23 protein-coding genes and 2 tRNA genes are annotated in these 24,725 nt (G+C 66.3%); 14 read left to right on the plus strand and 11 right to left on the minus strand.

Annotated features, from left to right (window positions below):
* The first annotated feature begins 73 nt into the window (after positions 1–73).
* Together acs and BM337_RS15040 are read left to right on the plus strand one after the other, a co-directional pair.
* The gene (acs, locus tag BM337_RS15035; protein WP_089817463.1) at positions 74–2,176 is read left to right on the plus strand and encodes an acetate--CoA ligase alpha subunit; all 2,103 of its coding nucleotides are present in this window, start codon (positions 74–76) and stop codon (positions 2,174–2,176) included.
* Positions 2,173–3,240, plus strand: coding sequence for a phosphotransacetylase family protein (locus BM337_RS15040; protein ID WP_089817464.1), 1,068 nt, complete (start codon positions 2,173–2,175; stop codon positions 3,238–3,240). The genes acs and BM337_RS15040 overlap by 4 nt, the downstream gene beginning before the upstream one ends.
* 292 nt (positions 3,241–3,532) lie before the next feature.
* On the opposite strand, the gene bioB is transcribed toward BM337_RS15040, so the two are convergent.
* A complete protein-coding gene (gene bioB, locus BM337_RS15045; protein WP_089817465.1) occupies positions 3,533–4,648 on the minus strand; it encodes a biotin synthase BioB in 1,116 nt (371 codons plus the stop codon).
* Between the two features lie 51 nt (positions 4,649–4,699).
* Positions 4,700–5,413, minus strand: coding sequence for a protein sorting system archaetidylserine synthase (locus tag BM337_RS15050; RefSeq protein ID WP_089817466.1), 714 nt, complete (start codon positions 5,411–5,413; stop codon positions 4,700–4,702).
* Positions 5,414–5,607: 194 nt separating this feature from the next.
* Between BM337_RS15050 and BM337_RS15055 the strand changes: the two genes are divergently transcribed.
* Positions 5,608–5,910 (plus strand): PRC-barrel domain-containing protein, encoded by a 303-nt coding sequence (locus tag BM337_RS15055; protein ID WP_089817467.1) that lies wholly within the window; start codon positions 5,608–5,610, stop codon positions 5,908–5,910.
* On the opposite strand, the gene BM337_RS15060 is transcribed toward BM337_RS15055, so the two are convergent.
* Positions 5,911–7,377 (minus strand): DHH family phosphoesterase, encoded by a 1,467-nt coding sequence (locus BM337_RS15060; RefSeq protein WP_089817468.1) that lies wholly within the window; start codon positions 7,375–7,377, stop codon positions 5,911–5,913.
* A 213-nt stretch (positions 7,378–7,590) separates the two neighbouring features.
* On the opposite strand from BM337_RS15060, the gene BM337_RS15065 reads away from it, so the two are divergent.
* Positions 7,591–7,664, plus strand: a tRNA-Lys gene (locus BM337_RS15065).
* A 407-nt stretch (positions 7,665–8,071) separates the two neighbouring features.
* Here the strand turns inward: BM337_RS15065 and BM337_RS15070 are convergent.
* The gene (locus BM337_RS15070) at positions 8,072–8,506 is read right to left on the minus strand and encodes a GNAT family N-acetyltransferase (RefSeq protein ID WP_089817469.1); all 435 of its coding nucleotides are present in this window, start codon (positions 8,504–8,506) and stop codon (positions 8,072–8,074) included.
* Complete coding sequence (locus BM337_RS15075; RefSeq protein ID WP_089817470.1) at positions 8,503–8,940, minus strand: GNAT family N-acetyltransferase; 438 nt, start codon at positions 8,938–8,940, stop codon at positions 8,503–8,505. The genes BM337_RS15070 and BM337_RS15075 overlap by 4 nt, the downstream gene beginning before the upstream one ends.
* A gap of 153 nt (positions 8,941–9,093) precedes the next feature.
* On the opposite strand from BM337_RS15075, the gene BM337_RS15080 reads away from it, so the two are divergent.
* Positions 9,094–9,678, plus strand: coding sequence for a plastocyanin/azurin family copper-binding protein (locus BM337_RS15080; RefSeq protein WP_089817471.1), 585 nt, complete (start codon positions 9,094–9,096; stop codon positions 9,676–9,678).
* Positions 9,679–9,726: 48 nt separating this feature from the next.
* Here BM337_RS15080 and guaB read toward each other — a convergent pair whose 3' ends face one another.
* A complete protein-coding gene (gene guaB / locus BM337_RS15085; protein ID WP_089817472.1) occupies positions 9,727–11,211 on the minus strand; it encodes an IMP dehydrogenase in 1,485 nt (494 codons plus the stop codon).
* A 412-nt stretch (positions 11,212–11,623) separates the two neighbouring features.
* Here guaB and BM337_RS15090 point away from each other — a divergent pair, with 412 nt between their 5' ends.
* The 4 genes from BM337_RS15090 to BM337_RS15105 all read left to right on the plus strand — a co-directional run bounded on the left by BM337_RS15090 (position 11,624) and on the right by BM337_RS15105 (position 13,673).
* Positions 11,624–12,556, plus strand: a complete 933-nt coding sequence (locus BM337_RS15090) for a DUF5794 domain-containing protein (protein ID WP_089817473.1) — start codon at positions 11,624–11,626, stop codon at positions 12,554–12,556.
* Between the two features lie 39 nt (positions 12,557–12,595).
* Positions 12,596–12,823, plus strand: a complete 228-nt coding sequence (locus tag BM337_RS15095) for a DUF5795 family protein (RefSeq protein ID WP_089817474.1) — start codon at positions 12,596–12,598, stop codon at positions 12,821–12,823.
* A 40-nt stretch (positions 12,824–12,863) separates the two neighbouring features.
* Positions 12,864–13,042 (plus strand) — tRNA-Trp (locus BM337_RS15100).
* Positions 13,043–13,313: 271 nt separating this feature from the next.
* Positions 13,314–13,673 (plus strand): PH domain-containing protein, encoded by a 360-nt coding sequence (locus tag BM337_RS15105; RefSeq protein WP_089817475.1) that lies wholly within the window; start codon positions 13,314–13,316, stop codon positions 13,671–13,673.
* A gap of 15 nt (positions 13,674–13,688) precedes the next feature.
* Here BM337_RS15105 and BM337_RS15110 read toward each other — a convergent pair whose 3' ends face one another.
* The 3 genes from BM337_RS15110 to BM337_RS15120 all read right to left on the minus strand — a co-directional run bounded on the left by BM337_RS15110 (position 13,689) and on the right by BM337_RS15120 (position 15,118).
* Positions 13,689–14,147 carry a response regulator gene (locus BM337_RS15110; RefSeq protein WP_089817476.1) on the minus strand — a complete coding sequence of 153 codons (459 nt, stop codon included), beginning with the start codon at positions 14,145–14,147 and terminating at the stop codon, positions 13,689–13,691.
* Between the two features lie 356 nt (positions 14,148–14,503).
* A complete protein-coding gene (locus tag BM337_RS15115; RefSeq protein ID WP_089817477.1) occupies positions 14,504–14,752 on the minus strand; it encodes a DdfA family disk-determining factor in 249 nt (82 codons plus the stop codon).
* 177 nt (positions 14,753–14,929) lie between these two features.
* Complete coding sequence (locus BM337_RS15120) at positions 14,930–15,118, minus strand: hypothetical protein (protein ID WP_089817478.1); 189 nt, start codon at positions 15,116–15,118, stop codon at positions 14,930–14,932.
* 419 nt (positions 15,119–15,537) lie between these two features.
* Here BM337_RS15120 and BM337_RS15125 point away from each other — a divergent pair, with 419 nt between their 5' ends.
* Both BM337_RS15125 and dinB read left to right on the plus strand, forming a co-directional pair.
* Positions 15,538–16,830, plus strand: coding sequence for an MFS transporter (locus tag BM337_RS15125; RefSeq protein WP_089817479.1), 1,293 nt, complete (start codon positions 15,538–15,540; stop codon positions 16,828–16,830).
* Between the two features lie 281 nt (positions 16,831–17,111).
* The gene (gene dinB, locus BM337_RS15130) at positions 17,112–18,530 is read left to right on the plus strand and encodes a DNA polymerase IV (protein ID WP_089817480.1); all 1,419 of its coding nucleotides are present in this window, start codon (positions 17,112–17,114) and stop codon (positions 18,528–18,530) included.
* Between the two features lie 9 nt (positions 18,531–18,539).
* Here the strand turns inward: dinB and BM337_RS15135 are convergent, their stop codons facing one another.
* Positions 18,540–18,887: a hypothetical protein gene (locus tag BM337_RS15135; protein WP_089817481.1), complete on the minus strand. Its 348-nt coding sequence runs from the start codon at positions 18,885–18,887 to the stop codon at positions 18,540–18,542.
* A 148-nt stretch (positions 18,888–19,035) separates the two neighbouring features.
* Here BM337_RS15135 and BM337_RS15140 point away from each other — a divergent pair, with 148 nt between their 5' ends.
* Together BM337_RS15140 and BM337_RS15145 are read left to right on the plus strand one after the other, a co-directional pair.
* Positions 19,036–20,928 carry a helicase HerA domain-containing protein gene (locus tag BM337_RS15140; protein WP_089817482.1) on the plus strand — a complete coding sequence of 631 codons (1,893 nt, stop codon included), beginning with the start codon at positions 19,036–19,038 and terminating at the stop codon, positions 20,926–20,928.
* Between the two features lie 114 nt (positions 20,929–21,042).
* Complete coding sequence (locus BM337_RS15145; RefSeq protein ID WP_089817483.1) at positions 21,043–23,382, plus strand: glycoside hydrolase family 3 protein; 2,340 nt, start codon at positions 21,043–21,045, stop codon at positions 23,380–23,382.
* Here the strand turns inward: BM337_RS15145 and tpiA are convergent, their stop codons facing one another.
* Entirely contained in the window at positions 23,383–24,030 is a 648-nt protein-coding gene (gene tpiA / locus BM337_RS15150; RefSeq protein WP_089817484.1) for a triose-phosphate isomerase, read from the minus strand.
* Positions 24,031–24,163: 133 nt separating this feature from the next.
* Between tpiA and BM337_RS15155 the strand changes: the two genes are divergently transcribed.
* Positions 24,164–24,724: a response regulator gene (locus BM337_RS15155; RefSeq protein ID WP_177227558.1), complete on the plus strand. Its 561-nt coding sequence runs from the start codon at positions 24,164–24,166 to the stop codon at positions 24,722–24,724.
* Position 24,725 lies beyond the last annotated feature (1 nt).

A 24,725-nucleotide genomic window follows, 5' to 3' on the forward strand; every position in this document is an offset into this window, starting at 1 on the left:
CCAGTATAATCCGCCGGTGACCTGCCAGTAGCAGCAGTTATTTGCGGGCGACGGACGAACGTGTACGCGAGGAATGGGACAGTTATCTACCCTGTTTGCGCCGGAACGTGTCGCGGTAATCGGGGCCACGGACAGCGAGGGGGCAGTCGGTCGCGCCATCACCGAGAACCTCCTCGAGTCGTTCCAGGGTGACGTCGTCGCGGTCAATCCCTACCAGGACGACGTGTTCGGGCTCGAGTGCCACGATTCGGTCGCCGACGTCGACGACGTCGCTATCGACGTCGGCGTGGTCGTGGTCCCGCCGGACGTGGCGGTCGACAGCATCCGCGAGGCCGGTGAAGCCGGTATCCGGAACGTCGTGGTGATCACGGCGGGGTTCGGCGAGACGGGAAGCGAGGGGGCCGCACGCGAGCGGGCGCTGCGCGAAGTCGCCGCCGAGTACGACCTCAACCTCGTCGGCCCGAACTCGCTGGGTATCATGAGCACTCCCGTCGGCCTCAACGCGACGTTCGGCAACGAGATGGCCCAGGAGGGCGACGTCTCGTTCATGAGCCAGTCGGGCGCGTTCGTCACCGCGGTCCTCGACTGGGCCGCCGAGCGGGACGTCGGGTTCAAGGACATCGTCTCGCTGGGCAACAAGGCCGTCCTCGACGAGAGCGACTTCGTCGACCAGTGGGGCGACGACCCCGACACCGACGTGATCCTCGGCTACCTCGAAGACGTGAGCGACGGTGCCGCGTTCATCGAGACGGCACGAGAGGTCACCCAGGAGACACCGATCGTGCTGGTCAAGTCCGGACGGACCGACGCTGGTGCGAGCGCCGCCGCGTCCCACACTGGTGCCATCGCCGGGTCCGAACGAGCCTACGAGGCCGGACTCGAACAGGCCGGCACCATCCGCGTCGAGACGGTCCAGGAGCTGTTCGACTACGCGCAGATACTCTCCGACCAGCCCCTGCCCGACGGCGAGGAGATCGCAATCGTGACCAACGCGGGCGGCCCCGGCGTGATGACGACCGACGCCGTGGGAGATTCAGGGATGGGGCTCGCGGAGTTCTCGGACCACACGATAGAGAAACTCTCGGAGACGATGCCCGACGAGGCGAACATCTACAACCCCGTCGACATCATCGGCGACGCGCCCGCGGCCAGGTTCGAGGCGGCACTCGAGACGGTGCTCGCCGACGAGAACGTCGCGATGGCCGTCGTGGTCGCCTGCCCGACGGCGGTGCTCTCCTACGAGGAGCTGGCGGCGGTCATCGTCGAACAGCAGTCGGCGTTCGACCAGCCAATCGCGTCGACGCTGATGGGCGGAAAGTCCGTCGGCGACGCCGCCCCGATGCTCAACGACGCCGGCGTCCCGACGTACTTCGACCCGGCACGGGCCGTCGACAGCCTCGACGCGCTCCGGCGCTACGGCGAGATCCAGTCCCGCGAGTACGTCGAGCCCGAGACCTTCGACGTCGACCGGGAGCGGGCGCGTGACATCCTGGAAGACGCGGCCGAGCGCGGGCGAAACCGCCTCGGCGTGGAGGCGATGGACCTGCTCGACGCCTACGGCATCCCGACGCCGCAGGGTAACGTCGTCAACTCGCCGGGTGACGCCCAGCAGATCGCCCGCGATATCGGCGACGACGTCGTGATGAAGATCGTCAGCCCCGACATCCTCCACAAGTCCGACATCGGCGGCGTGGAGGTCGGCGTCGCGCCCGAGGACGTCCGCGACACCTTCGAGGACCTTGTGGTCCGGGCCCGGAACTACCAGCAAGACGCCACCATCCTCGGCGTCCAGGTCCAGGAGATGGTCGACCTCGAATCGGGCACCGAGACGATCCTCGGCGTCAACCGCGACCCGCAGTTCGGCCCGCTCGTGCTCTTCGGCCTCGGCGGCATCTTCGTCGAGGTGCTGGAAGACACGACGGTCCGGGTCGCGCCGGTCTCCGAACCGGAAGCCACGGCGATGCTCGACGAGATAGACTCGGCGCCGCTGTTGCGCGGCGCGCGCGGCCGGGACCGCGTCGACGAGTCGGCCATCGTCGAGACCGTCCAGCGGCTCTCCCAGCTGGTGACCGACTTCCCGGCGATACTCGAACTGGACATCAATCCCCTCGTCGCGGCGCCGGACGGTGCGACGGCGGTGGACCTGCGACTCACGATCGACCAGGAGGAACTATGAACACAGTACTCGTCACTTCGACGGACGACGGCATCGGCAAGACGGCTATCGCGCTCGCGCTCGCGCGAACGGCCCAGGATCAGGGCAAGACAGTGGGGTACATGAAGCCGAAGGGGACCCGCCTGCAGAGCGCGGTGGGCAAGACGCGCGACGAGGACCCGATGCTGGCCCGCGAGTTGCTCGGCCTCGACGCCGAGATGCACGAGATGGAGCCCATCGTCTACTCGCCGACGTTCGTCCAGGAGGTCGTCCGCGGCCGCGAGGACCCCGACGAACTCCGGGAGCGCGTCGTCGACAGCTTCCAGGACCTCTCGGCGGACACCGACCTCATGATCGTCGAGGGCAGCGACGACCTCTCGACGGGGAGCATGGTGGACCTGACGGACGTCGACATCGCCGAGGCCATCGACGCCAGCGTGGTGCTCGTCTCCGAGTTCGACGCCGTGGGCGACACGGACGACGTCCTCGCCAGCGCGGAGCGCATCGGCGACAACCTCGGTGGCGTCCTGTTCAACGGCGTCGCCGACGCGCAGATGGACGTGCTGACCGACGACGTCCTCCCGTTCCTGGAGGGACGGGGCGTTCCGGTGTTCGGCGCGCTCCCGAACGTCAAGGAGCTCTCGGGCGTCACGATACGTGAACTCGCCGACAGTCTCGGTTGCGACGTGCTCACGCCCGAGGCAGGACTCGACGCCCACGTCGAGCGCTTCACCGTGGGCGCCATGGGCGGCAACAGCGCGCTCACGCAGTTCCGTCGGACCCGCGACGCCGTGATGATCACCGGCGGCGACCGGTCGGAGGTCCAGGCCGCCGCGCTCGAGGCGTCGGGAATCGAAGCCATGCTGTTGACCGGTGGATTCCGCCCGCCGAGCGCCGTCCTCGGGAAGGCAGCGGACGCTGGCGTTCCGATCCTCCTCGTCCAGTCCGACACCAGGACGACCATCGACCGGGTCGAGGAAGTGCTGCGCTCGGGCCGCACGCGAAGCGAGGCGACCGTCGAACGGATGCGGGAACTCCTCGACGGCGGCGTCGACGTCGAATCGATACTGGACGCCGGCGAATAAAATCAGATAACGGGCGTAGGAGCCTCCTACGGCCCTGAACGGTATACACTACTTATGGGAAAGGGTGGTGAATGCTAACGTGGAGCCACCAGGCTCCGTAGTGTCACACGCTGGGGGTACCACCCCCTCTCCGTTCGTGCAATCCTGTGCCCGTCCGACTCGGAGCGGCCGTAACCTGGGGCAGCAGTCGCTCGCCCGACGGCGCCGTCTGCCACGTGGAGAACGAGCAATCCCATCTTCGACTGCCCAGTCGCCGTCTGCCGTGCGCGAACTCGGCGACGACACCGTGAGATCACTCCGAAGAATCGACGTCGGCTTCGCTGCTCGCCGTCCCGGCAGCGGTGTCGACGGCCACGCCGTCGTCGGCGCGAGCTTTCACTGCCGACAGGTCGAACTCGTTGCCGTCGACGTTCGGTTCTAGTCCGGCGCGTTCGATCACCTCGATATCGTCCCCAGCGGACTGACCTTCGGTCGTGAGGTAATCGCCAGTCAGTACGCCGTCGGCGCCGGCCTCGAACGGGAGGTGCTGTTCGTCCGCGTCGAGATTGGCCTCGCGGCCGCCGGTGAGGCGAACGCGGGCCTGCGGGTGGAGGAAGCGGTAGACCGCGATCGTACGGATGATCTCCTCCGTCGTGACGTCCGGCAACTCGAGTTCGGCCAGAGGCGTTCCCGCCACCGGGTTGAGAATGTTCACCGGAAGCGAAGAGACGCCGACGTCCTGGAGGGCCACGGCGGCGTCGACGCGGTCGGTCGGGGCTTCGCCCATGCCGAGGATGACCCCGGCACACAGGTCCATTCCCGCCTCCTTCGCCACTTCCAGCGTCTCGACGCGGTCCTCGAAGGAGTGGGTGTCCACGATCTCGGGGAAGTACCGGGGCGACGTCTCTATGTTGTGATTGTAGTGATTGATGCCTTCGTCGGCGAGTATTCGAGCCTCCTCCTCGGTGAGGATGCCGAGGCTCGCGTCGACTTCGACGTCGGTCTCGTCCCGGACGAGTCGTATCGCCCGGAGGACGTCGGCCCACTCCTCCGGGCGTTTCTCCTTCGAGACGCCCTTCTCGGCGACGACGATACCGAAGCGCTGGGCACCGTCGCGCTCGGCGCGCTTCGCCGCCGCGAGTATCTCCGCCGGGTCCAGGAAGTCGTAGGTGTCGATGCCGGTGTCGAAGTGGACCGACTGCGCACAGAACCCGCAGTCCTCCGCGCAGTTGCCGGCCTTGGCGTTGACGATGGAACAGGCGTCGACGGTGCCGTCGCCGAACTGTGCGCGGACCGCGTCCGCCGCGGCCGCCAGTTCGTCCACTGGCTGGGCCAACAGCGCGAGGCCGTCGCGCCGGTCGAGTTGCTCTCCGTCGAGTACGCGCGCCATCGCGTCGTCTATCGTCCGGTTGTCCGACTCGTAAACCACGATCCCATCGTCGGTTGACGGCTGGAAAAACGTTCGGGAACCGGCGGGTGACTACGGCGCGTTGTCGACGGACCCGTTCGACGGTCCCCAGTAGTAGACCGGACCGAGGGTCAGGTAGGCCATCGCGGCGACGAGCAGCGCGATGGGAAAGACGCCGTGGAACGCCGACGGGACGAGGATGGCCAGGGCCTGTATCACGCCGAGGGCGAAGGCGTCCCGGACTGCGAGTTTGGGATAGCGGACCGGTGCGACCATGAGGACAGAGAGGACGACGGTCGCCCCGAGGAGCACGGGAACCGGAACGAGGCCCGAGAGGTACGCCGCCGCGAGGATGACCGCGGCCAGCGCGTTCGGGATACCGGGACGGTCCTCGCCTTCCCCGACGTACACCTCGTAGAACGCCGTCCGCAGGATGGAGAAGGCGGCGAACCCCGCAGGAACGAGGAGCGCGACGGCGAGGACGAGCGGGGAGAGGTCGTCGAGAGCGCCGTACTCCAGGCGGACGATACCGTAGACGAACAGGCCCGGAGTCGTGCCAAACGAGACGATGTCGGTGATAGAGTCGAGCAGCGGCCCGACGTCTGAGTTGCCGGCGCTGCGGGCGATGATCCCGTCGAGGGCGTCGACGATGGCGGCCAGAAGGACGAGCCGGGCCGCGAGTCGCGGGTCGGTGAAGGCGACGACGCCGGCAACGAACCCGACGACGGCGTTGATCAGCGTCACCCCGTCGGCCGGCCCCAGCCGACGGCTCACCTGCAAGCTCATACGGGCACGTCATCGACTGCGTACATTAAGCGTCCGGATTCACGTGACACGACGCCGGTACGAGTCAGGACGTCGTTGCCCGTCCGCGCGTCGGCACCGTGGCCGGAAACCGCACGACTGATCGGGTGCACCGTCGTCCGCGCTCCGTCAGACACCTACCAAGAGTTAAGGCCCCCGGAACCAAGCCAGCATATATGGATCCGGACAGCGTTCCGCAAGAGATCACGACGCTCGTGGGCCGTGAGGTGTACTCCAACAACGGCGTCTTCGTCGGCGAAGTCGAGGACCTCCGCCTCGACCTCGACAGACAGGACGTCACCGGTCTCGCGCTCCACCAGCTGAACAGGGAACTCTTCTCGGGCGAAGTCGACGCCTCGCGCGGCGTTATCATCCCGTATCGCTGGGTGCAGGCCGTCGGCGACGTCGTCATCGTCAACAGCATCGTCGAGCGACTGACCGGCCCCGCGGACGAAGACGAAGAAGAAGTCGCTGCCTGATCAGCTCCCGTTCGACGACTCACTGCTACTACTACTGTCGACGCCCATCGCCTCGAACAGTTTCGTCCGCACCGCCTCTTCGGTGAGCGCCAGCAGCGTGTCGCGGCTGTCCTCGCTGGTCTCGATTCCGGTGAAGATCCCGAGCGGGATCTCGACGCTCGCGTCCGTAGAGTGTCCAGCGGTATCGCCCATCTCGCCGAAGGCGTCGTGGAGTACCTTCCCGATGTTCATCCGGATGTCTTTCGAGCGCGCGGCGAGGTAGATGGTGTCGTCGGCGAGCGCGAACACCGCCGTCGTCGTGATCCCCTCCAGGTTGAGGAGGTGCTGAGCCGCCTGTGCCAGCGCGTCCCTGTCGCGGATGAACCCAGCGTTGGAGACGAGGTGTGAGCCCTTGACCTCGCGATTGCGGATGGCCTCCGCGAGGACGTCTAGCGTCTCGGGCGACATCGACGGCGACTCGACCTGTTCGAGCGTGTCGTGATCGGCGAAGGGATAGAGGTACGCTGCTGCGGTCAGGTCTGCCGGGGTCGTGTCGCGCTTGAAGTCCAGCGTCTCCGCACGGATGCCGTACAGCAGCGCGGTCGCGACCTCCTGTTCCAGGGTGAGGTCGAGTTCCTGAATGTACTTCGTCAGGATTGTCGACGTCGCCGAGACGTTCGGCCGGATGTCCACGAACCTGGCGTCGTGGTCGTGGTCGTGTTCGTAGTGATCGATGATGACGTCGACGTTCTCGGGGTCCGGTTCGACCCCCTTCGCGGTGTCGACCAGCGCGAACGTGTCGTAGTCGTCCATGTCGACGGCGCCCCGCGAGACGAGTTCGATGCCGAGCAGGTTGACGAACGCGCGGTTCTCCTGGTGACCGATCTCGCCCTCGTAGACGATGTCGGCCTCGACGTCGCGAGCCTGGGCGATCGCCTGGAGCGCTGCTGCGCTGGCGATGGAGTCCGGGTCGGGCGAGCGGTGGATGAGGATCGACATCCGCCGCTCCGTCCCGTCGATGACGTCGGCGAGCTGGCTCGCCTTGTACTCGAGTTCGCCCGTCTCCAGGGCCCGCAGGGCCGAATCGGCGATGACCGTCGAGGGATTGATGACGACGTCCGCCCCGAGGTCGGTGAGCTCGTCGGCCGAGACCGGGTCGTCCGCGCGCGCGACGACGAACTGGTCACCGTCGTCCGCGGCACGGATGTTCTCCAGCGCCTGGGCGTTGGCGTCCACGTCCGACGAGAGAACGAGCACGACGTCGCGGTCCGCCAGGTCCTCGACGATGGATTGCTCCCTGATGTCCGCGGTCTGTGCGTTCAGGTCCTGGTCGCGCAACGCCTCGACGCGACCCTCGTCCCGGTCGAGGATGAGGACGTCTTTCCCCTCCTCGACCAGTTCTTCGGCGACGGCGTGGCCAACACTCCCACAGCCGAGGATAGCGTACCGCGACATGGAAGCCATCGCGATACCGGTAGCTGTACTCATCTGTTGTCTTTTGCGAGGTGGTGGAGGCCCTTATATCAACCTCTTCCCTGGCTCCGCTGGGCCCCGTAGCTCTCTGGCGGTTTTACCGTCTCGGATTTATTTCACACCAGCAATCTCGTACCTTTTGTCGTCGCAGTGACCCGTTGCCGTCCCGCACTCGGGGGACCGAAAGGAAACCTATTTTACCCGCCACCGGGAATCCTGAGTTGTCTTGGGCCGGTAGCTCAGTCCGGCAGAGCGACGGACTCTTAATCCGTCGGTCGAGGGTTCAAATCCCTTCCGGCCCGTTTTCCTGCGAACGAAGGTGAGGAGCGAAGCGGCTATGGAGGATTTGAACCCGGAGAGTCGCAGCGGTCGAACGAAGTGAGACCGACCGTCTCTCCTCGGTTCAAATCCCTTCCGGCCCGTTTTCCTGCGAACGAAGGTGAGGAGCGAAGCGGCTATGGAGGATTTGAACCCGGAGAGTCGCAGCGGTCGAACGAAGTGAGACCGACCGTCTCTCCTCGGTTCAAATCCCTTCCGGCCCGTTTTCCTGCGAACGAAGTGAGCAGTGAAAACGCCACGAAGGGATTTGAACGACGCCACGAGCGAGCGTCAGCGAGCGAAGTGGAGGTAGTTCAAATCCCGAAAGATGCGCCGAGTACGTGTTCCGATACTCGCGGTCGGGTGGCTCCTGAGCCAATGACGTCCCGCCTCACAGCGCCAGAACCATCTCGACGTGGGGGATGCCCGTCTCGTCGTCGACAGGGCCGAGAGACTCGTAGCCGAGCGATTCGTAGAACTCCGCGACGCGAGTCTGGGCGTGGAGGAGCGCACGGGATCTGTTCTCGTTGCGGGCGTACTCGTGGGCCGCTCGCATCACGGCGTCGCCGACACCGCGGCCTCGGAACTCGGGGAGGACGGCGACGCGCTCTACCTTCGCCGTGTCCGCGTCGACCAGGCGGACGCGGGCGGTGCCGGCGGCGTCGGAGCCGACGCGCGCGACGAAGTGGCGGGCCGCACCATCTCGGTCGTCGAACTCGACGGGCTCCGAGACGCCCTGTTCCTCCACGAAGACGGTGCGGCGGATGGCGTGCGCCTCACCGGGTCGGTCGCTGGCGAGTACCTCGATGTCGTTCGCTGGGGTCATTCGAGTGACTTCTCCATCTCGACGTGGGCGATGCCAGCGTCCTGGAAGACGTCGCTGGTCGTTTCGTACCCGAGCCGTTCGTAGAACTCCTCGACTGCAGTCTGGCTGTGGAGTACGAGCGTGTCGACGTTCCGCTCGCGGGCGACGGCTTCGACGCGGTTCACGAGGCGTCTTCCCCACCCCCCTCCGCGGTATGGCTCACGGACGGCGACGCGTTCGACTTTGGCCGTGTCGTCGTCGAGTCGGCGGAGGCGTGCCGTTCCGATCGGTGTACCGCCCTCACGGGCCAGCAGGTGGGTCGCGTCGTCGTCGTGCCCGTCGCGTTCCCGCTCCGGCGGCACGCCCTGGCCCTCGACGAACACCTCCTCGCGAACGGCGATGGCCTGGTCACGGAGTTCGGCGTCGGCAGCGATATCTATCGACGTCTCGGTCACTGTCCGGTGGTAGGCCGTCGCAGGCGCAAGAAGGTTTCGCGGATCAGATTCACCAGGCACGACCAGCCCGACAGCGCGGGAAGCGGTGTGAGCCGCCTGCCAGTGCAAGCACGCCGGTCATCCCCCGTCAGTAAGAACATACAGTGGGTTGTCATGAAACGGCGTCACTACATCAGGACTATCGGAACCGGCGCGTGCGTCGGCCTGACCGGCCTCGCGGGCTGTGGCAGCCCGGACGACACTGCGGGGACGGATTCTCCGGCGGTGAACGGCGACGACACCGAGACGACGGTCGCGACTGGCGGTGATACAGAGGCCGACGGTGAGTCGAACACCGTCGCGATGATCACCGACGGCGACGAGTACTACTTCGACCCGATCGGGATCGCCATCGACTCCGGCGGAACTGTGACGTGGAACAACGAGTCCGGTAGCCACTCCACGACGGCCTACGTGGAAGGGAATCCCCAGTCTGAAGTGACGAGAATTCCCGAAGACGCCGAGGGGTGGAACAGCGAGACGCTCACCGAGCAGGGGGCGACGTTCTCGCACACCTTCGACGTCGAGGGGACGTACGACTACTACTGTATCCCGCACAAGAGCCTGGAGATGGTCGGGCGTGTCGTCGTCGGCGAACCGAGCGGACTGGGCGACGACCCGCCGGACGGGGCCGTTCCGGACGAACAGACGATCGTCGACGCTGGCACGGTCTCGTACGACGAATTCCAGTCCGGGTGACGGGTAGAGACAGAGAGACAACGGGCGCAGTTAGTCGCTGTCAGGCAATCAGTTGCCGTCGGGGCTGTAGTTGGGCGCCTCGTCGGTGATCATCACGTCGTGGGGGTGACTCTCCTGCTGGCCGGCCGCGGAGACGCGGACGAACTCGGAGCGCTCCTTGAACTCCGGGAGCGTTTCGGCGCCGACGTAGCCCATGCCGGACTGCATGCCGCCGACGAGCTGGTGGAGTTCGGACTGGACTGACCCCTTGTACGGCGTCGCGGCCTCGACGCCCTCGGGGACGAACTCGTCGTCCTCGTCCTCTTCCTTCAGGTAGCGGTCGCCGCCGCCGTCGCTCATCGCGCCGACGGAGCCCATGCCGCGGTACTGCTTGTACTTCTTGCCGTTCATGGTGATGACGCGGCCCGGCGCCTCGTCCGTGCCCGCGAAGTAGGAGCCGAGCATCACGGCGTCGGCACCGGCGGCGACGGCCTTGATGGCGTCACCGGAGTACCGGATGCCGCCGTCGGCGATGACGGGGACGTCGTGCTGGCTGGCGACGTCGGCGACCTGGGAGACGGCCGTGATCTGGGGCATCCCGGCGCCGGTGACGACGCGGGTGGTACAGATGGAGCCGGGGCCGATGCCGACCTTGACGCCGTCGGCGAAGTCGACGACGTCCTCGGCGGCCTCGCGGGTGCCGATGTTGCCGACGACGACGTCGGCGTCGACGGTCTCCTTGATCTCGCGGGCGCTGTCGACGACGTTCAGGTTGTGCGCGTGCGCGGAGTCGATGAACAGCACGTCGGCGCCGGCCTCGTCGGCTGCCGTCGCGCGGTCGAGTTCGAACGGCCCGACCGCGGCGCCGGCGACGAGTCGGTCGTTCTCGTCGCGAGCCGCGGTGTCGTACTCGCGACGCTGGAGGATGCCCTGCATCGTGACGAGACCGATGAGGCGGTTATCGTCGTCGACGATGGGGACGCGCTCGATCTTGTGCTCGTACATCAGTTCCAGGGCCTCGCGGGCGGTGACGTCCTCGGGAGCGGTGACGACCTCGTCGGTCATGGCCTCGTCGACGGCGTCGTCCTCGCCGACCTCGAGGTACGGGCGGATGTCCGTGCCCGAGATGATACCCAGGACCTGGCCGTCGTCGTCGACGACCGGGGCGCCGGAGACGCCCTGTTTGTCCATCATCTGGTCGACGTCGCGGACCGTCTGGTCCGGGGCGGCGGTGACGACGTCGCGGATGATCAGCTCGTCGGCGCGCTTGACGCGCTCGATCTCGGCGACCATCTGGTCGACGTCCATGTTGCGGTGGAGGACGCCGAGGCCGCCGTGTCGGGCCATCGCGATGGCCATGTCGCTCTCGGTGACGGTGTCCATCGCCGCCGTGAGGACTGGGACGTTGATCTCGACGTTCTTGGAGACCCGCGTCGCGGTGTCTGCCTCGTCCGGTTCGACGCGCGACTCCTTGGGTCGCAGGAGGACGTCGTCGAACGTCAGCGCTTCCGGTACCTGGAGTTTTTGCGAGAAGGGCTCGCGCTCGTTCGCCATGTAAACCGTCACAGACGGTGGCTCAAAAGCGTTGCGAGACGATTAGACGCGTGGGCTCCGGTCCCACACGAACCCGGTGAGAATGTGGATCCTCACTCGCGAACGCCGGATCGGTAAAAGATGGAAGAAAGCGCGCCGGAAACCTGACTGATGCCGGCCGTGTGCGGCCAATTCTCACACAACGTTTATACTTCGACCAAAGATAGTGATAGATATGCAATCCGTCAGCCCCACCGGCACGGACGGCAGCCGACGACCGACCGCTTCGTTCCCAGAGGTCGGCAAGACATTCCTGGTGGGCACTCGCTTTACAGCGAACTGGCGGGCGGCGTCCCCGATTCCCGACGCTCTCCTCGCGTATCGGCGTCGTCGCATCCACGGGTCCGCGGGTGAGGACCGCCGATAACGGCCGATGAGTAGCTCTCAACACCCGGTCGCCGTCGGACTCGAGCGGCGCGTCGGCGGCGCCACGCGCCTCCTCGCGACGGTGATGCTGTTACCCCTGCTCGACGGCGTCTTCGCAGCCGTCGTCCTGGCAGGGGCGCTCTCCAGCGTCACCGGCATCATCGAGGTCGGCCTGCTCATCTTCGGCGGGTCCGCGACGCTGGCGGTCATCCTCGCCGAGATGGACGGCGACGTCAGGGAGGTAACGAAGTCGATACTGCTGGTCGGTGCAGTAGTCGTCGTGGGCGCCGTCGTCGTGGCCGCGCTCGCCCCGATCATCCGGAGCGTGCTCGTCCCCGGCGTCTTCGACCGCTTCGCGGCCATCATCATCCTCGCCATCGCGGGCCGCACCGCCAGCGCCCGCATCGGCGAGATACTCCCGCGCCCGTCGATGATACTCATCATCGGCCTGGTCGTCAGCGTCGACCTGAACGGCCTGTCCGTCGTCGTCCAGACCGACCCCGGACTCATGCTCCGCGCGGCCGCTGCCGCCGGCGTCGGCGTCGCATTTGCCCTGACCGCCGCGCTCGCCGGCCCGTGGCTCCGCAACGCCGTCGACATCGACCGGTTCCGCTTCGGCAGCGCCGTCGCGCTGGGGGTCCTTCCGCTGAGCCTCTTCGGTGCCATCCCGGGGGACGCCCCCGTCGCGCTTGCGGTGCTCGGCGTGACGACGTTGCTGGCGTTCGACCCCGGCCGCGCCCGCCAGCGCGACGACGAGTTCGACCCCGACCGCGTCGACGTGACCGCGGCGTTCACCGACGGCGGCGCCTCGCAGGGCGTCGAACACGACGACGCCGACACCGAACCGCACCGCGCGGTCCCGTTCGGCGACGACGGCGCCAACACTGCGGACGGCGAGGACGGCGACGATGACGACGACGAGCGCCTCCCCTGGCTCTGATGAGCAAGGCTTAGGAGTCTCACCCTCCCCAACTCAGGCATGGCTGACAACCGCGTCGTCCAGGGACGGATGGTCACGCCCGAGAGCCTCGCCGAGATAATCGAGGGCGAGTCCGTCATGGACGCCGAAGCGATCGAGGACGCCGACCGCGACTGTCCCGACTGCGGCGGCGACGTTATCAAGGTCGGCTACATGCCCAGCGTGACAGAGTTCGTCACGGGCTTCAAGTGCCAGGACTGCGACTGGGCCGAGACCGACCGAGAGTAATCGTAACCCCTTTAGTGCAACTCGGCAAATGACGATTCACGGGGCTGTGGCCTAGTCCGGGAAGGCGGCTGACTCCAGAGGTCACACGCCAGGTGACGATATCCAGAGCTGATATACCGAGCGTCCGACTGATCATCGGCCGCGTTGACGACCCTCTGGAGTACCGAGGCGTGGTACGGAGATATCAGCCGATCGTGGGTTCAAATCCCTCCGGCCCCACTCTTTCATCGAATGAAATCCACGAGCACCGCTTAGCGTGTGCTCGTCTCCAGTGAGCGGTAAGCGTGGTACCTGGAGGAATTTGAAGTAGACGAGTCAATGCCCGCGCAGCGACCGCAGGGAGCGAGGATGAACATCTCGGCGTAGTTCAAACTCACTCCGACCCCGCTCTTCCAGCGAATTAGCAACCAGAGAGTTGTAGAGGCAAGTCCCGGTGTCCGGTAGTGAGCTGGTACGACGTACTAAGTACCATAGTAGCAACATCTGCTCCATGGCTACCGTCTACGAATCCCTCGACGAGTTCGATTCTCGGTCGAGAGACGGAATCGAGCGGATGCTCTACGACGGCGAGACGTTCATCGGTGCAATCCCCTGCTGGGACTTCATGGTCACACGCCGAAGCGCGACGAAGTTGATTCTCACCGACCAGCGCGTCGTGGCGTACAAACGAGGGATTATCCGGCAAAAGGAGAAGGACGTCCTCCTTCCCAGAATCACCAGCATCGGTTTCAAGAAGGGGATTCTGTTCGGTAAAATCGTGCTCAAAGGAGCGGGGTTCAAATACTCGAACTACGTGAGCCGGTCGAAGGGCCGTGGATTCGCCTCGGAGATCAGGAATCAAACCCGGTGAGTCCCACTCGACAGTTCAATCGTCCGCGACTGGCTCTTCGATGATCGCGAGCCAGAAATCCTCGACGGATTGCACGAACGCGATGAACTCGTCGGGTTCGATCGGTTTCTGGATGTAGTGGTCGGCCTCGATGCCGTGGGACCTGGCGATATCCTCGCCGACGTCGGAACTCGTCAGGACGGTGACGGGGATGTCCGAGAGGGCAGGTTCGTTCTTCAGCGCCGAGAGGACGTCTCGTCCGCCAGTGGCGGGAAGGTTCGGTTCGAGGAGGACGAGGTTGGGGCGTGGGGCGTCGGCGAACCCGCCGCGCTGGTGAAGGAAGTCGATAGCCGATTCGCCGTCGGAGACGGTGTGGAGACAGTTGGCCAGTTTGCCGTCTCGAAACGACTCCGTGAAGAGTCGGGTATCGCCCGGGCTCGGCTCGACCAGCAGGATGTCGATGGGGTCGCCCGGCTGTTCGTCGTCTACCGGCATTGCTACACGTATCGCGTCGAGGTTGATAAAGAGGCTCCAGGGATGCCTGTCGGTCGATTTCCAGTTGCTCACGGATAGTTACAACTACCACTACGAAACCACCTGCAGTTCCCAATCGCAGGTCCAGTACTCGTGGGCTCGCGCCGACGCGGACAGGGAACCGACCGAGGACGATACTCTTTGGCTCGAACAGCGGACGTGTGTGTCATTCGTTCACCCACATCGTCAAATTCAGAGCGAGAACCACGACTGTGAGCACTCTCTCCGAAGCCACTATCCAGGACAATCCACACTCGGCAGTGCTGCCAGCCACCGGATACGGGACGGAAGCCTGGGCAGTAAGACGCTCGCGCTACTCAGGAACTCACGCCGACGCGACCGGAGCTATCGAGGACCACGTGGCGTCCGGCGTACTCGAACTCGACCTGGACGCTGGTTCCGTCAGCGGACTCGAACAGCGCGTCCAGCGCGTCCGGATCGATCGATTCGTAGAGCGGTGGGAGCGCCAGCGGATCGGTGTCGGTCTTCTCCGAGACCTCCTGTATCACCGTCTCACTGGGCGAGACGTCGTCGAAGGTTCGAAAGCCGTCCCGTCCGTTTTCCATCGGTGTACCACGCAAGAACGACTACCGGTAAAACAATATCGGCCTTTCGACGTTCCTGTGCGTGGCGGTGGACGACAGATGGAACCGCGAACTCTGCCACTGTGACACGGCGTGCCGGCAGAACGCACGGATAGCCGCACGGCTATCCACCCGTTGGCGTGCGACAGAAGTGTCAGATTACTGTTCGACGAGCGAATCGGATCCGCACTCCGAACACCGCTCACCGGTGTGCTGGATGAACACCGACCCGCAAGCGGTACACTCGTGTAGCACGGTCTTGGGCTGCTCGTCCTCGGGCGCCGCCTCGGTGTCCGTCGACTGGCGATTCGAGAACTTGTTTCGTATCTTCGTCAGGGGACCAGACATCACCCGTCGCTAAGCGGCGCGTGGCCAAGACCGTTTGACCTAATGAATTAGGGACGTGGCGGCGATAGCTGGTGGTCAATTCGGCGCTTCCGGAGGTGTGGTTGAGACGTACGTACCCACCGCTGGCGACGACCGGTCCCTGTAGGGGGTTCTCCACGGCGTGAATCTGGCTCGAAGGCGAGAGGAGCTGACGACCAAACTCGCACACTGGCCCTTCGTCTCTCCGTTGTGGCGATGGTCAACCGACTGGACGGGAGGTGCGCGAGAAGACGGAGGGACGAGACCGCCCAGGACGGAGTGACGGGACTGCACAGGTCAGGACGATGGGACGTGAGGAACGCGGTCCCCGAATGCTACCGGGTTCGAGTGTTTTTTGACGACGTCACACTGACTATTCGTTCAGGACGGTGATCCAGTAGGTGTCCCGCGTCGGAGGATCGGTCGCGCTCCTGCGAGACCGCGAGTTCGCTGCGCTCGCCGGCACGGCGTTCGCCAGGAGCCAGGCGTTTTCGACCATTCTGATCGCCCTCGCGCTGTACGCCGACGCGTTCGGAACGACCGGCCTCGTCGAGGGGCTGTGGGGGACCGGATTCGCGCTCGTCCAGTTACTCGTCGTGCTCCCGCTCGGGCGAAAGATCGACACCGGGAACGCCAAGGCCTACCTGCTCGCCGGGTTCGTCCTCAATCTGGGCGTCTTCGCCGGGTTCGTCTTCGTCGACAACGCCGTCCACGTCGTTCTCGTCCGGATGCTCCAGGGCCTGGGCGCATCCGTACTGTGGATAACGGGTTCCACCGTCATCGGTGAGATCAGTCCCGACGGCGAGCAGGGCCGATGGCTGGGGTCCTACAACCAGTTCGGCGCAATCTCCTCGCTCGCCGGCGACGTCGTCGGCGGGTACCTCCTCTTCGCCCACGGGTTCACGTTCACGTACGCGGTACTCAGCGCCATCACCGTCGCGACGTTCGTCCTCGTCTGGCGATTCCTCCGGACGAACCCGGGCGGACGGAAGGACCCCGAAGACGCCGGCGGCGTCGAGACGTTCCGCACCCTGCTGGCCAGACCGATGGTGCGGGCGCTCGTCACCTTCCGGTTCACCTTCAGCGTCGGCAAGATGGCGGTGATCATCTTCCTCCCGATCTACGCCCGGACGGTGTTCGGGTTCAACGCGCTCGAAATCGGGTGGATCATGGCCGGGGGGAAACTGACGAAGGCGCTCAGTCAGGGGTACGTCGGCGACCTCACGGACAGACTCGGCAGGCGGTACCTCTTCGTGACCGTCGGCGCGGGCCTCTACGGCCTGGGCACCGCGCTGATCCCGCTCGCGGCCTACTTCGAGGGGACAGTGACGCCACTACGGATCGACACCTTCGCCGGAACCACGGTGATCGGCGGTGCGTTCCTCACCCTGTTCGGCGCGTTCGGGCTGCTCGGCGTCGCCGACAGCATCCGCCTCCCGGCGAGTATGTCGCTGTTCGTCGACGAAGGCGCGGAGTACGACGCCGTGGCCTCCAGCATGTCGCTGCGGTCGATCTCGTGGAAGGTGGGGCAGGTCGTCGGACCGGTGCTCATCGGCGGCGTCAAGGAATTCGTCTCGGCGGAGGCGGCGTTCCTCGCAGCCGCGGGGTTCATCGTCTTCGCGACGACCGTCTTCGGCGTCACGACGATCAGAGCACACCGTCGGGAACGAGCGGACCCCGTCCCGGGAGACTGACGAGACTGCCCCGTCCCGAAGCGGGAACTATCTGACCGGCCAGCGAGTGGCGGACCGGAGTAACATTGAAGTGTGGTAAGCGATAACACGTAACTGGAGCCAGAGAGCTCCCGGCGGGAATCACCGCCGACGCCTCTGGAAGCCGTACCGGATTCCGATCAGCGTCGACGGCGGACCTGGCCGCCCGCCGTCTCGGCTTTTCGATTTTTCACTCCGTCCCAGTGACTACCTTCACCGCGGTACGCGAACCTTGATAGGCGTCCACCCGAGAGGACACGACTATGGACGGGGAGCGGCTCCCGGGAACGCAGACGGACGACGGGGCCCGCATCGTCACCCACGTCGACATGGACTGCTTCTACGCGGCCTGCGAGCGACTGCGCGAACCAGCCCTCGACGGGGAACCACTCGTCGTCGGGATGGGCTTCGAACCCGGGGAGACCATCGGCGCGGTCGCCACCGCCAGTTACGAGGCCCGCGAGTACGGCGTCGATAGCGCGATGGCCATCTCGGAGGCCCTCGAGCGACTCCCCCGCAAGATAGACGTCGTCGACGACCCCGACCGCGACGTCGACGAGGCCGGCTTCTACCGACCCGTGGACATGTCCTACTACGAATCCGTCAGTTCGGAGGTCAAGGCGATCCTCCAGGAACGCGCCGACGTCGTCCGCGAGGTCAGCATCGACGAGGCGTACCTGGACGTCAGCGACGAGATACGCTGGGAGGAGGCCGAGGAGTGGGCCGAACAACTGAAATCCGACATCGAGGACGCGGTCGGCGTCGCGGCGAGCGTCGGCGTCGCGCCGACGATGAGCGCCGCGAAGGTCGCCAGCGACCACGACAAGCCCGACGGCCTCGTCGTCGTCGAACCCGGCGAGGTACGGGACTTCTTCGCCGACCTCCCCGTCGACGAGGTCCACGGGGTCGGCCCCGTGACGGCCGCGGAACTGAGTTCCCTGGGCATCGAGACGGCTGGCGACCTCGCCGATGCCGACCCCGACACGCTGGCCGACCGCTTCGGCGAACGCGGGATGGAAATCTACCGCTACGCCCGCGGCGAGGACGAACGCGAGGTGACGCCCCGGGGCCTGCCCAAGAGCCTCTCGCGGGAGTCCGCCTTCGCCAGCGCGACGAGCGACGAGGACGCGAAACGTGACCGCGTCCGCTCGCTCGCCGACTCCGTCGCCGACCGGGCCACCAGCAAGGATGCACTCTACCAGACCATCGGGATCAAGGTCGTCACGCCACCCTACGACGTCCACACGCGCGCGCACTCGCTTCCGGGCCCGGTCGACGAACCGTCGCTGGTCGAGGAGGTGGCGCTCGACCTGCTGGAGGAGTTCGAGGGCGACCGCGTCCGGAAGGTCGGCGTCCGCGTCTCGAAGCTCAGTTTCTCCGGCGGCGACCAGTCGAGTCTCGACGGGTTCGAGAGCGCGGCCGGGTCGGCCGAATCGGCCGATTCGACCAGTTCGTTCGAGCGCGAGCGCAGCAGTCACGAGACATCACCGACGAACGCGACGACGGACGACGGTCCGGTTTCGGAAGGGCAGGCGAGTCTCGACGGATTCGAAGCAATGGCTGACGGAGCAGACAGGTCTGATGACGACAGTCCCACGGATTCGACTGGCGACGGTGCCGACGACGAAGCGGCCGAAAGCGGCCGCTCGTCAGAGGGACAGTCGACGCTCGGTGAGTTCTAGACGCACCCCTCAGGCCACGCCGTTCTCCAGGTTCTCCAGCAGCTTCCCGACGAACAGGCCCGTCCGGGGCGCCATCTCGTCGTCGGCCGCGGTCTCGACCGGGTGTGCCTGGAGCGTCCGGACGAACTTCTCGCCGTGGGTCATCGCCTGGATCATGTCGACGACGTCGACGACGAGCCCCTCGTCGGATGTGTCCATCGCCGGATGGCGCTCCTTGGCCGCGTCGGTGTACGTGATAGTCCAGGCCGGGCCGCCGATGACGTCGAGGATGTCGTCGACGTCGCCGACCTCCACCTGCCCGTCCTCGCTCCCCACGTAGACGGTCCCGGCCTCGACGAACGTCGCGTACCGGGTCATGCCTCCCCACTCACAGGCGGAGTATGAGCGCCATTCGGTTTAGCGTTTTGTGCGGCGAACGGTGGTGGTGCTACCAACCTGTGTCGCGCGTGACACGCGTCTGACGGACAGTTATGGGCCGCTAGACACTGCTCTCTACCAAGATCGAATGGCCGAGACAGAACACATCACAGTCGCGACGACGAGTCCCGGCGTCGGCGGAGCGGAGGAACCCGGCAAGTCCGTCGACCTCCCGGTGGTCGAACTCCTCACCGGCCGCGGGTTCGTCACCGGGAAGTCGGGGTCCGGGAAGTCCAACACCGCGTCGGTCATCGCCGAGAAACTGCTCGACAGCGGCTTTGGCATGCTCATCGTCGACATCGACGGCGAGTACTACGGACTCAAAGAGGAGTACGAGATCCTCCACGCCGGCGCCGACGACGAGTGCGACATCCAGGTGACCGCCGAGCACGCCGAGAAGATCGCCTCGCTCGCGCTGGAACAGAACGTCCCCATCATCCTCGACATCTCCTCGTTCCTCGACGGCGACGAGGCCGAGGAACTCCTGAAGGAGGTCGCCCGACACCTCTTCGCCAAGGCGAAAAAACAGAAGCAGCCGTTCCTCATGCTCGTCGAGGAGTGCCACGAGTGGATCCCGGAGAACGGCTCTGTGGGCGAGGTCGGGAAGATGCTCATCAAGATCGGCAAGCGCGGGCGCAAGCACGGCCTCGGCATGGTCGGCATCAGCCAGCGCCCGGCCGACGTGAAGAAGGACTACATCACCCAGTGCGACTGGCTGGTCTGGCACCGCCTGACCTGGAACAACGACACCAAGGTCGTCGGCCGGATCATCGACTCGCAGTACGCCGACGCCGTCGAGGACCTCGACGACGGCGAGGCGTTCCTCATGACCGACTGGTCCGAGTCCATCCGCCGCGTCCAGTTCCACCGCAAGCAGACCTTCGACGCCGGCGCCACGCCCGGCCTCGACGACTTCGAACGGCCGGAACTCAAGTCCGTCAGCGACGATCTCGTCTCCGAACTCTCCGAGATCAGCGAGGAGAAACAACAGACCGAGGACCGGGTGAAGGAGCTCCGGGAGCAACTCGACGAGAAGAACTCCCGCATCGCCGAACTGGAGACCGAACTGCAGGACGCCCGCGACATGCGCAAGATGGCCGAGCAGTTCACCGACGCGCTCCTCCAGCACGTCGACGGCTACAACCCGGGCCGGACGGAGAAGGAGAAGCAACGGCGGCGACGGGCCCGATGGGAGGAGGACGACGGGGAGAGCGCGGCCGAAACGCACTCCGACGGCGAGACGACCACGGCAACGGCCGACGACGACCTCGGAGATCCATCCGCGGACCAGACCTCCGGCGGGGGTTTCGGCGACGCCTTCGGGATGTTCGCTGACGACGGGGCCGCGATGGCCGGCGGCGACGCCAGTGGAGCACCGGATAGCGACGACGCGGCCGCCGCGTCCGCTGCAGCCGACGGCGCGAGCGTGTCGAACGGCGGGAACGAGAGCGAGAGCACGGCAACCGCTGCAGTCGACTTCGACTTCGAACCGCAGGACTTCACCGACGACAGGAGTGACGGCAGTCAGTCGACGGCGTCGGCAAACGTCGCGGAGTCGGAGCAGTCGACTGCCTCGGAGGACTCGGCGTCGTCGAACGGGTCGACAGCTTCCAGTGGCGCGCTTCTCGTGGAACGGGACTCCAGCGAGTCCGACTACGAGACGCCATCGTTCCTCCACGACGTCGAGGCCGACCTGCGAGGGCTGGACGAGAAAGCTCGGCGGATGCTGGCGTACTACGTCGAGCAGGGCCCGGACACACCACTGAACGCGCACTTCTCGGCCGGCGGGTCGGGCGACCGGACGAGAGCGTACGCGTACAACCGACAGCTTCGACTCGGTGGTTTCGTCGAGCACGCCGGGTGCGGTCGGTACGAACCTGTGTTGCGAGAACTGGTGAGTGACGAGGCGCCAGCCGACACTTCCGCCCCCGACATCGCCGACGCCGTCGCCGACCTGCGGACCGTTCTCGCGGGCGAGTAGCCGGAGACCGGTTTTCAGCGACCACGGGACGTCGCGAGTAGCCCGTACCGACCGCGGCCGAGTTAGTTTCTCGTATTGCCAAGATATTATATCCGAAGAGTTGTCATGTGACATATGGCAGACCGAGGCAGGAGCGGTTCCCCTGAACTGACGCGCCGACGCCTCCTCCGGGCCAGTGGCTCCGCGGCGCCCCTCCTCCTGGCGGGGTGCTCGGACCTCGAGTTCGGCGGAGACCAGGCTACCGACACGACGACCGGATCCGCAACGTCTGGTCCTGACGGAACCGGATCGACGGAGGACGAAGCGCTCCGACGAAGGGTCGAGGACCTCTCGATCCGCGAGAAGGCCGGCCAGATGACGTTCCTCGCGCTCGACGCACAGGTGTCGGAGGACCGGGCACGCGACGTCGTGGCAGACCCCGGCATCGGCGGGATACTCTACGGCGGAGCGAATCCAGGCTCGTTCGACCCGGAAGCAGTCGCGTCGAAGCTAAACGAGTACCAGCAAATCGCGACGACAGAGACTGACCACGGGCTGGGAATGGTCGCGGGAATCGACGCGGTCCACGGGAACGCCACCAACGAAGCAGCCGTCGTCTTCCCCCACAACGTCGGGATGGGCGCGACGTGGCGGCCCGACCTGGTCCGGAAACGTGCGGCGGTCACCAGTCGGTCGCTCCGCGCGATGGGGTTCCAGTGGAACTTCTCGCCGGTCGCCGACGTCCTGTACGACCCGCGCTGGGGGCGGTACTACGAGGGCTTTCACGAGAGCCCCAGCGCCGTCTCGTCCTTCGTCTCCGCAGCGGTCGAGGGACTGGAGTCGAGCGGCGACGGAACGGCGACGGTCGCGTCGTCGGTCAAACACTTCGCGGGCTACTCGATGCCCGACGCGGGCAACGACCGGGACGACGCGCGCATCCCGCTCCGCGACCTCCGCGAGAAAGTGTTCCCGCCGTTCGAGGCGGGCGTCGAAGCGGGAGCGGAGACGGTCATGGCCAACAGCGGCGCCGTCAACGGGACGCCGGTCCACGCGTCCGAGTGGCTGCTGCGGACGGTCCTCCGGAAGCAGATGGGGTTCGAGGGGGTGGTGGTGTCGGACTGGGCCGACATCCGGAACCTCATCAGCGAACACGCGTTCCTCGGGCACGGACAGTTCGAGGAGGGGGTGAAAGTCGTCGTCAACGCCGGCGTGGACATGTACATGGCGGCCGAGAGCCCCGGTCAGTTCGTCGACGCAGTCGAGACACACGTCCAGGACGGCGAGATTCCCGAAGCCCGCGTCGACGACGCCGTCTACCGGATCCTCCGACTGAAGAAACGGCTCGGCCTCCTGGAGGACCCGACGGTCGATACCAACGCCGTCACGGACCGCGTCGTGACCCAGGGGGACTTCGAACTCGCGCGCGAAACCGCCGAGCAGTCGATGACCCTGCTGACGAACGACGACGTCCTCCCGTTCGACGGCCCCGACACGGTGCTGGTGACGGGGCCGAACGCGGACGATCCGAAGTCCCAGCACGGCGGCTGGACCCTCGGCTGGCAGGGGCTCGCCACGGAGACGACGCCACCGACGACGACGATACTCGAGGGAATCCGGGAACGGGCTCCGCCCGACACGAGCGTCGAGCACGTCCCGACCGACCGGGGGGCCTTCTCCGAACACGACGCCGTCGCCGACGCGGCGGCGGCCGCCGACGTCGTCGTCGCGGTCCTGGGCGAAGGGGCGTACGCCGAGACGGACGGCGACGTCGAGTCGCTCGCGCTTCCGCAGGGACAGCGAGAGTTGCTCTCCGTCGTCGCTGAGGCAGCAGCGCCGACCGTGGGCGTCCTCGTCGCCGGCCGACCTCGGGGCGGCGACCGTGCGTTCGACGCCCTCGACGCGGCGCTGATGGCGTACTACCCGGGCAGCGAGGGCGGGCCAGCGGTCGCGCGCACGCTCTTCGGTGACGTCAACCCCGGGGGGCGGCTCCCGTTCTACTGGCCAGATTCGACGGGCGACGTCCCCGTCGCGAGTACGGTCCGACAGATCACGCCGGGCGACGCCGATCGCTTCCCGATCGGCCACGGAGAGACCTATACCGAGTTCGACCTGACGGTGCCGGCCGTCGAGCCCAGCCAGGTCGACCCGGCGGAGACGGACACCGTCCGAATAGCGTACGACGTAGAGAACGAGGGCGACCGTCCGGGCGACCACCTGGCCGGTGCGCTGATCTACCGTAACGGCTCCGACCCGACGACGAAACCGTGGATTCGCGTTGGCCCGTTCGAACGGAAGACGATAGCGCCGGGCGAACGGCAAACCGTGACGCTGGACGTGCCCCTAGACCGACTGGCCGTCGTCGGCGGTGACGTCCGGGGCCGTGGTGACTGGGTCGTTCCCGCCGGAACCTACCTGGCGTATATCGAGGGACAAGAGACCCAGTTCACGGTCACCCAGACCGTTTCGCTGGACTGATCAGGCCAGCGGTTCGACCAGATCTTCGAGGGCCGCGCGTGGGTCGTCGGCCTTCGCGACGCCGCTGGCGAGCAGGACGCCCGTCGCGCCCAGGTCCTGCGCCGAGACGACGTCGTCGCCGGTCGAGATGCCGGCGCCACAGAGCACGTCGACGGACTCGTCGACGGCCGCGGCGGCCTCGACGGCGTCCGTCACGATGTCGGGGTCCGCCTTGCTGACGGGCGTGCCGGTGCCGATGAGTTCCGGCGGTTCGACGGCGACCGAGTCCGGGCCGAGCGCGGCCGCGGCACCGATCTGGTCGGGGTTGTTGGCGCAGACGATGGTCTCCAGGTCGGCGCGGTCGGCCGCGTCGATGGAGCCGTCGACGTCCGCGAGCTTGAGTCGGTTCTCGGAGTGGTTGATCAGCGTGCCGGTCGCGCCCGCGTCGGCGGCGGCCTCGGCGAGCGTGCTGCCGGTGTGACTGCCGTGTTCGACCGGACTGACGTGCTGGGCCCACGTCTCGACGCCGGTGTCGGCCACGGCGGAGAGGTGGGCTGCCTGGGGTGCGATCGCGACGCGGACGCCGGTTTCCTCGCTCACGTCCTGTGCGGCCTCGGCGACGGCCACCGGGTCGCACGGATACGCTTTCAGGTTGACGAGTACGAACATATCGGAACACCACCCGGGGGCCGCATATATGTTGCGTCCTCCGTAAACGGCCAGCCCGATGCACCCGGTTTTCGAACGGTGAGTGGACAGTGACGGTTAAGGTGCATAGCAGGAGATATCCAGACGAATACACGTGACAGGGGACGCGACGTCTGACGCGACGGTCCTCGTCATCGAGGACGAGCGACACCTGGCCGACCTCTACGCCGACTACCTCGGCGACGAGTACGCCGTCGTCACCGCCTACACCGGCGAAGAGGGGATCGAACGTCTCACCAGTGACGTCGACGTCGCCGTCGTCGACCGCCGGCTGGCGGGAGTCTCGGGGCACGAAGTGGTCGCCGCTATCGAGGACAGCGACGTCGACTGCCGCGTCGCCCTGGTGACCGACGCGGCGCCGGACTTCGACGTCATCGGCCTCGGCGTCGACGACTACCTCGTCAAGCCCGTCACGCGCGAGGAGGCCCTCGACGTCGTCGACCGCCTGCTGGCAGTCACCGAGTACACCGACGCGCTGCAGCGACTCACGCGCAAGAAACTCACCCGGAATGTCCTGCGCGTCGAGCGCTCACGGGCGGAACTGAGCCAGAGCGAACGATACCGGGAACTCCACGGGGAGATCAGCGACCTGCAGGAGACCGTCGACGAACTCGCCGCGGAACTAGATCTCGAAGAACGCGAACTCGTGTTGTGAA

It is taken from the genome of Halomicrobium zhouii, assembly GCF_900114435.1.
Lineage (GTDB): Archaea > Halobacteriota > Halobacteria > Halobacteriales > Haloarculaceae > Halomicrobium > Halomicrobium zhouii.

Excerpts from the sequence above, each read along its gene's own strand:
- BM337_RS15095 (WP_089817474.1), top strand. The coding sequence starts at position 12,596 with ATGGCTGACAACCGCGTCGTCCAGGGACGGATGGTCACGCCCGAGAGC.
- BM337_RS15040 (WP_089817464.1), top strand. The coding sequence starts at position 2,173 with ATGAACACAGTACTCGTCACTTCGACGGACGACGGCATCGGCAAGACG.
- BM337_RS15110 (WP_089817476.1), bottom strand. The coding sequence starts at position 14,147 with ATGCCGGTAGACGACGAACAGCCGGGCGACCCCATCGACATCCTGCTG.
- BM337_RS15105 (WP_089817475.1), top strand. The coding sequence starts at position 13,314 with ATGGCTACCGTCTACGAATCCCTCGACGAGTTCGATTCTCGGTCGAGA.
- BM337_RS15060 (WP_089817468.1), bottom strand. The coding sequence starts at position 7,377 with ATGAGTACAGCTACCGGTATCGCGATGGCTTCCATGTCGCGGTACGCT.
- BM337_RS15090 (WP_089817473.1), top strand. The coding sequence starts at position 11,624 with ATGAGTAGCTCTCAACACCCGGTCGCCGTCGGACTCGAGCGGCGCGTC.
- BM337_RS15050 (WP_089817466.1), bottom strand. The coding sequence starts at position 5,413 with ATGAGCTTGCAGGTGAGCCGTCGGCTGGGGCCGGCCGACGGGGTGACG.
- BM337_RS15115 (WP_089817477.1), bottom strand. The coding sequence starts at position 14,752 with ATGGAAAACGGACGGGACGGCTTTCGAACCTTCGACGACGTCTCGCCC.
- BM337_RS15080 (WP_089817471.1), top strand. The coding sequence starts at position 9,094 with ATGAAACGGCGTCACTACATCAGGACTATCGGAACCGGCGCGTGCGTC.
- guaB (WP_089817472.1), bottom strand. The coding sequence starts at position 11,211 with ATGGCGAACGAGCGCGAGCCCTTCTCGCAAAAACTCCAGGTACCGGAA.
- BM337_RS15145 (WP_089817483.1), top strand. The coding sequence starts at position 21,043 with ATGGCAGACCGAGGCAGGAGCGGTTCCCCTGAACTGACGCGCCGACGC.
- BM337_RS15055 (WP_089817467.1), top strand. The coding sequence starts at position 5,608 with ATGGATCCGGACAGCGTTCCGCAAGAGATCACGACGCTCGTGGGCCGT.
- BM337_RS15070 (WP_089817469.1), bottom strand. The coding sequence starts at position 8,506 with ATGACCCCAGCGAACGACATCGAGGTACTCGCCAGCGACCGACCCGGT.
- tpiA (WP_089817484.1), bottom strand. The coding sequence starts at position 24,030 with ATGTTCGTACTCGTCAACCTGAAAGCGTATCCGTGCGACCCGGTGGCC.
- dinB (WP_089817480.1), top strand. The coding sequence starts at position 17,112 with ATGGACGGGGAGCGGCTCCCGGGAACGCAGACGGACGACGGGGCCCGC.
- acs (WP_089817463.1), top strand. The coding sequence starts at position 74 with ATGGGACAGTTATCTACCCTGTTTGCGCCGGAACGTGTCGCGGTAATC.
- BM337_RS15140 (WP_089817482.1), top strand. The coding sequence starts at position 19,036 with ATGGCCGAGACAGAACACATCACAGTCGCGACGACGAGTCCCGGCGTC.
- BM337_RS15135 (WP_089817481.1), bottom strand. The coding sequence starts at position 18,887 with ATGACCCGGTACGCGACGTTCGTCGAGGCCGGGACCGTCTACGTGGGG.
- BM337_RS15120 (WP_089817478.1), bottom strand. The coding sequence starts at position 15,118 with ATGTCTGGTCCCCTGACGAAGATACGAAACAAGTTCTCGAATCGCCAG.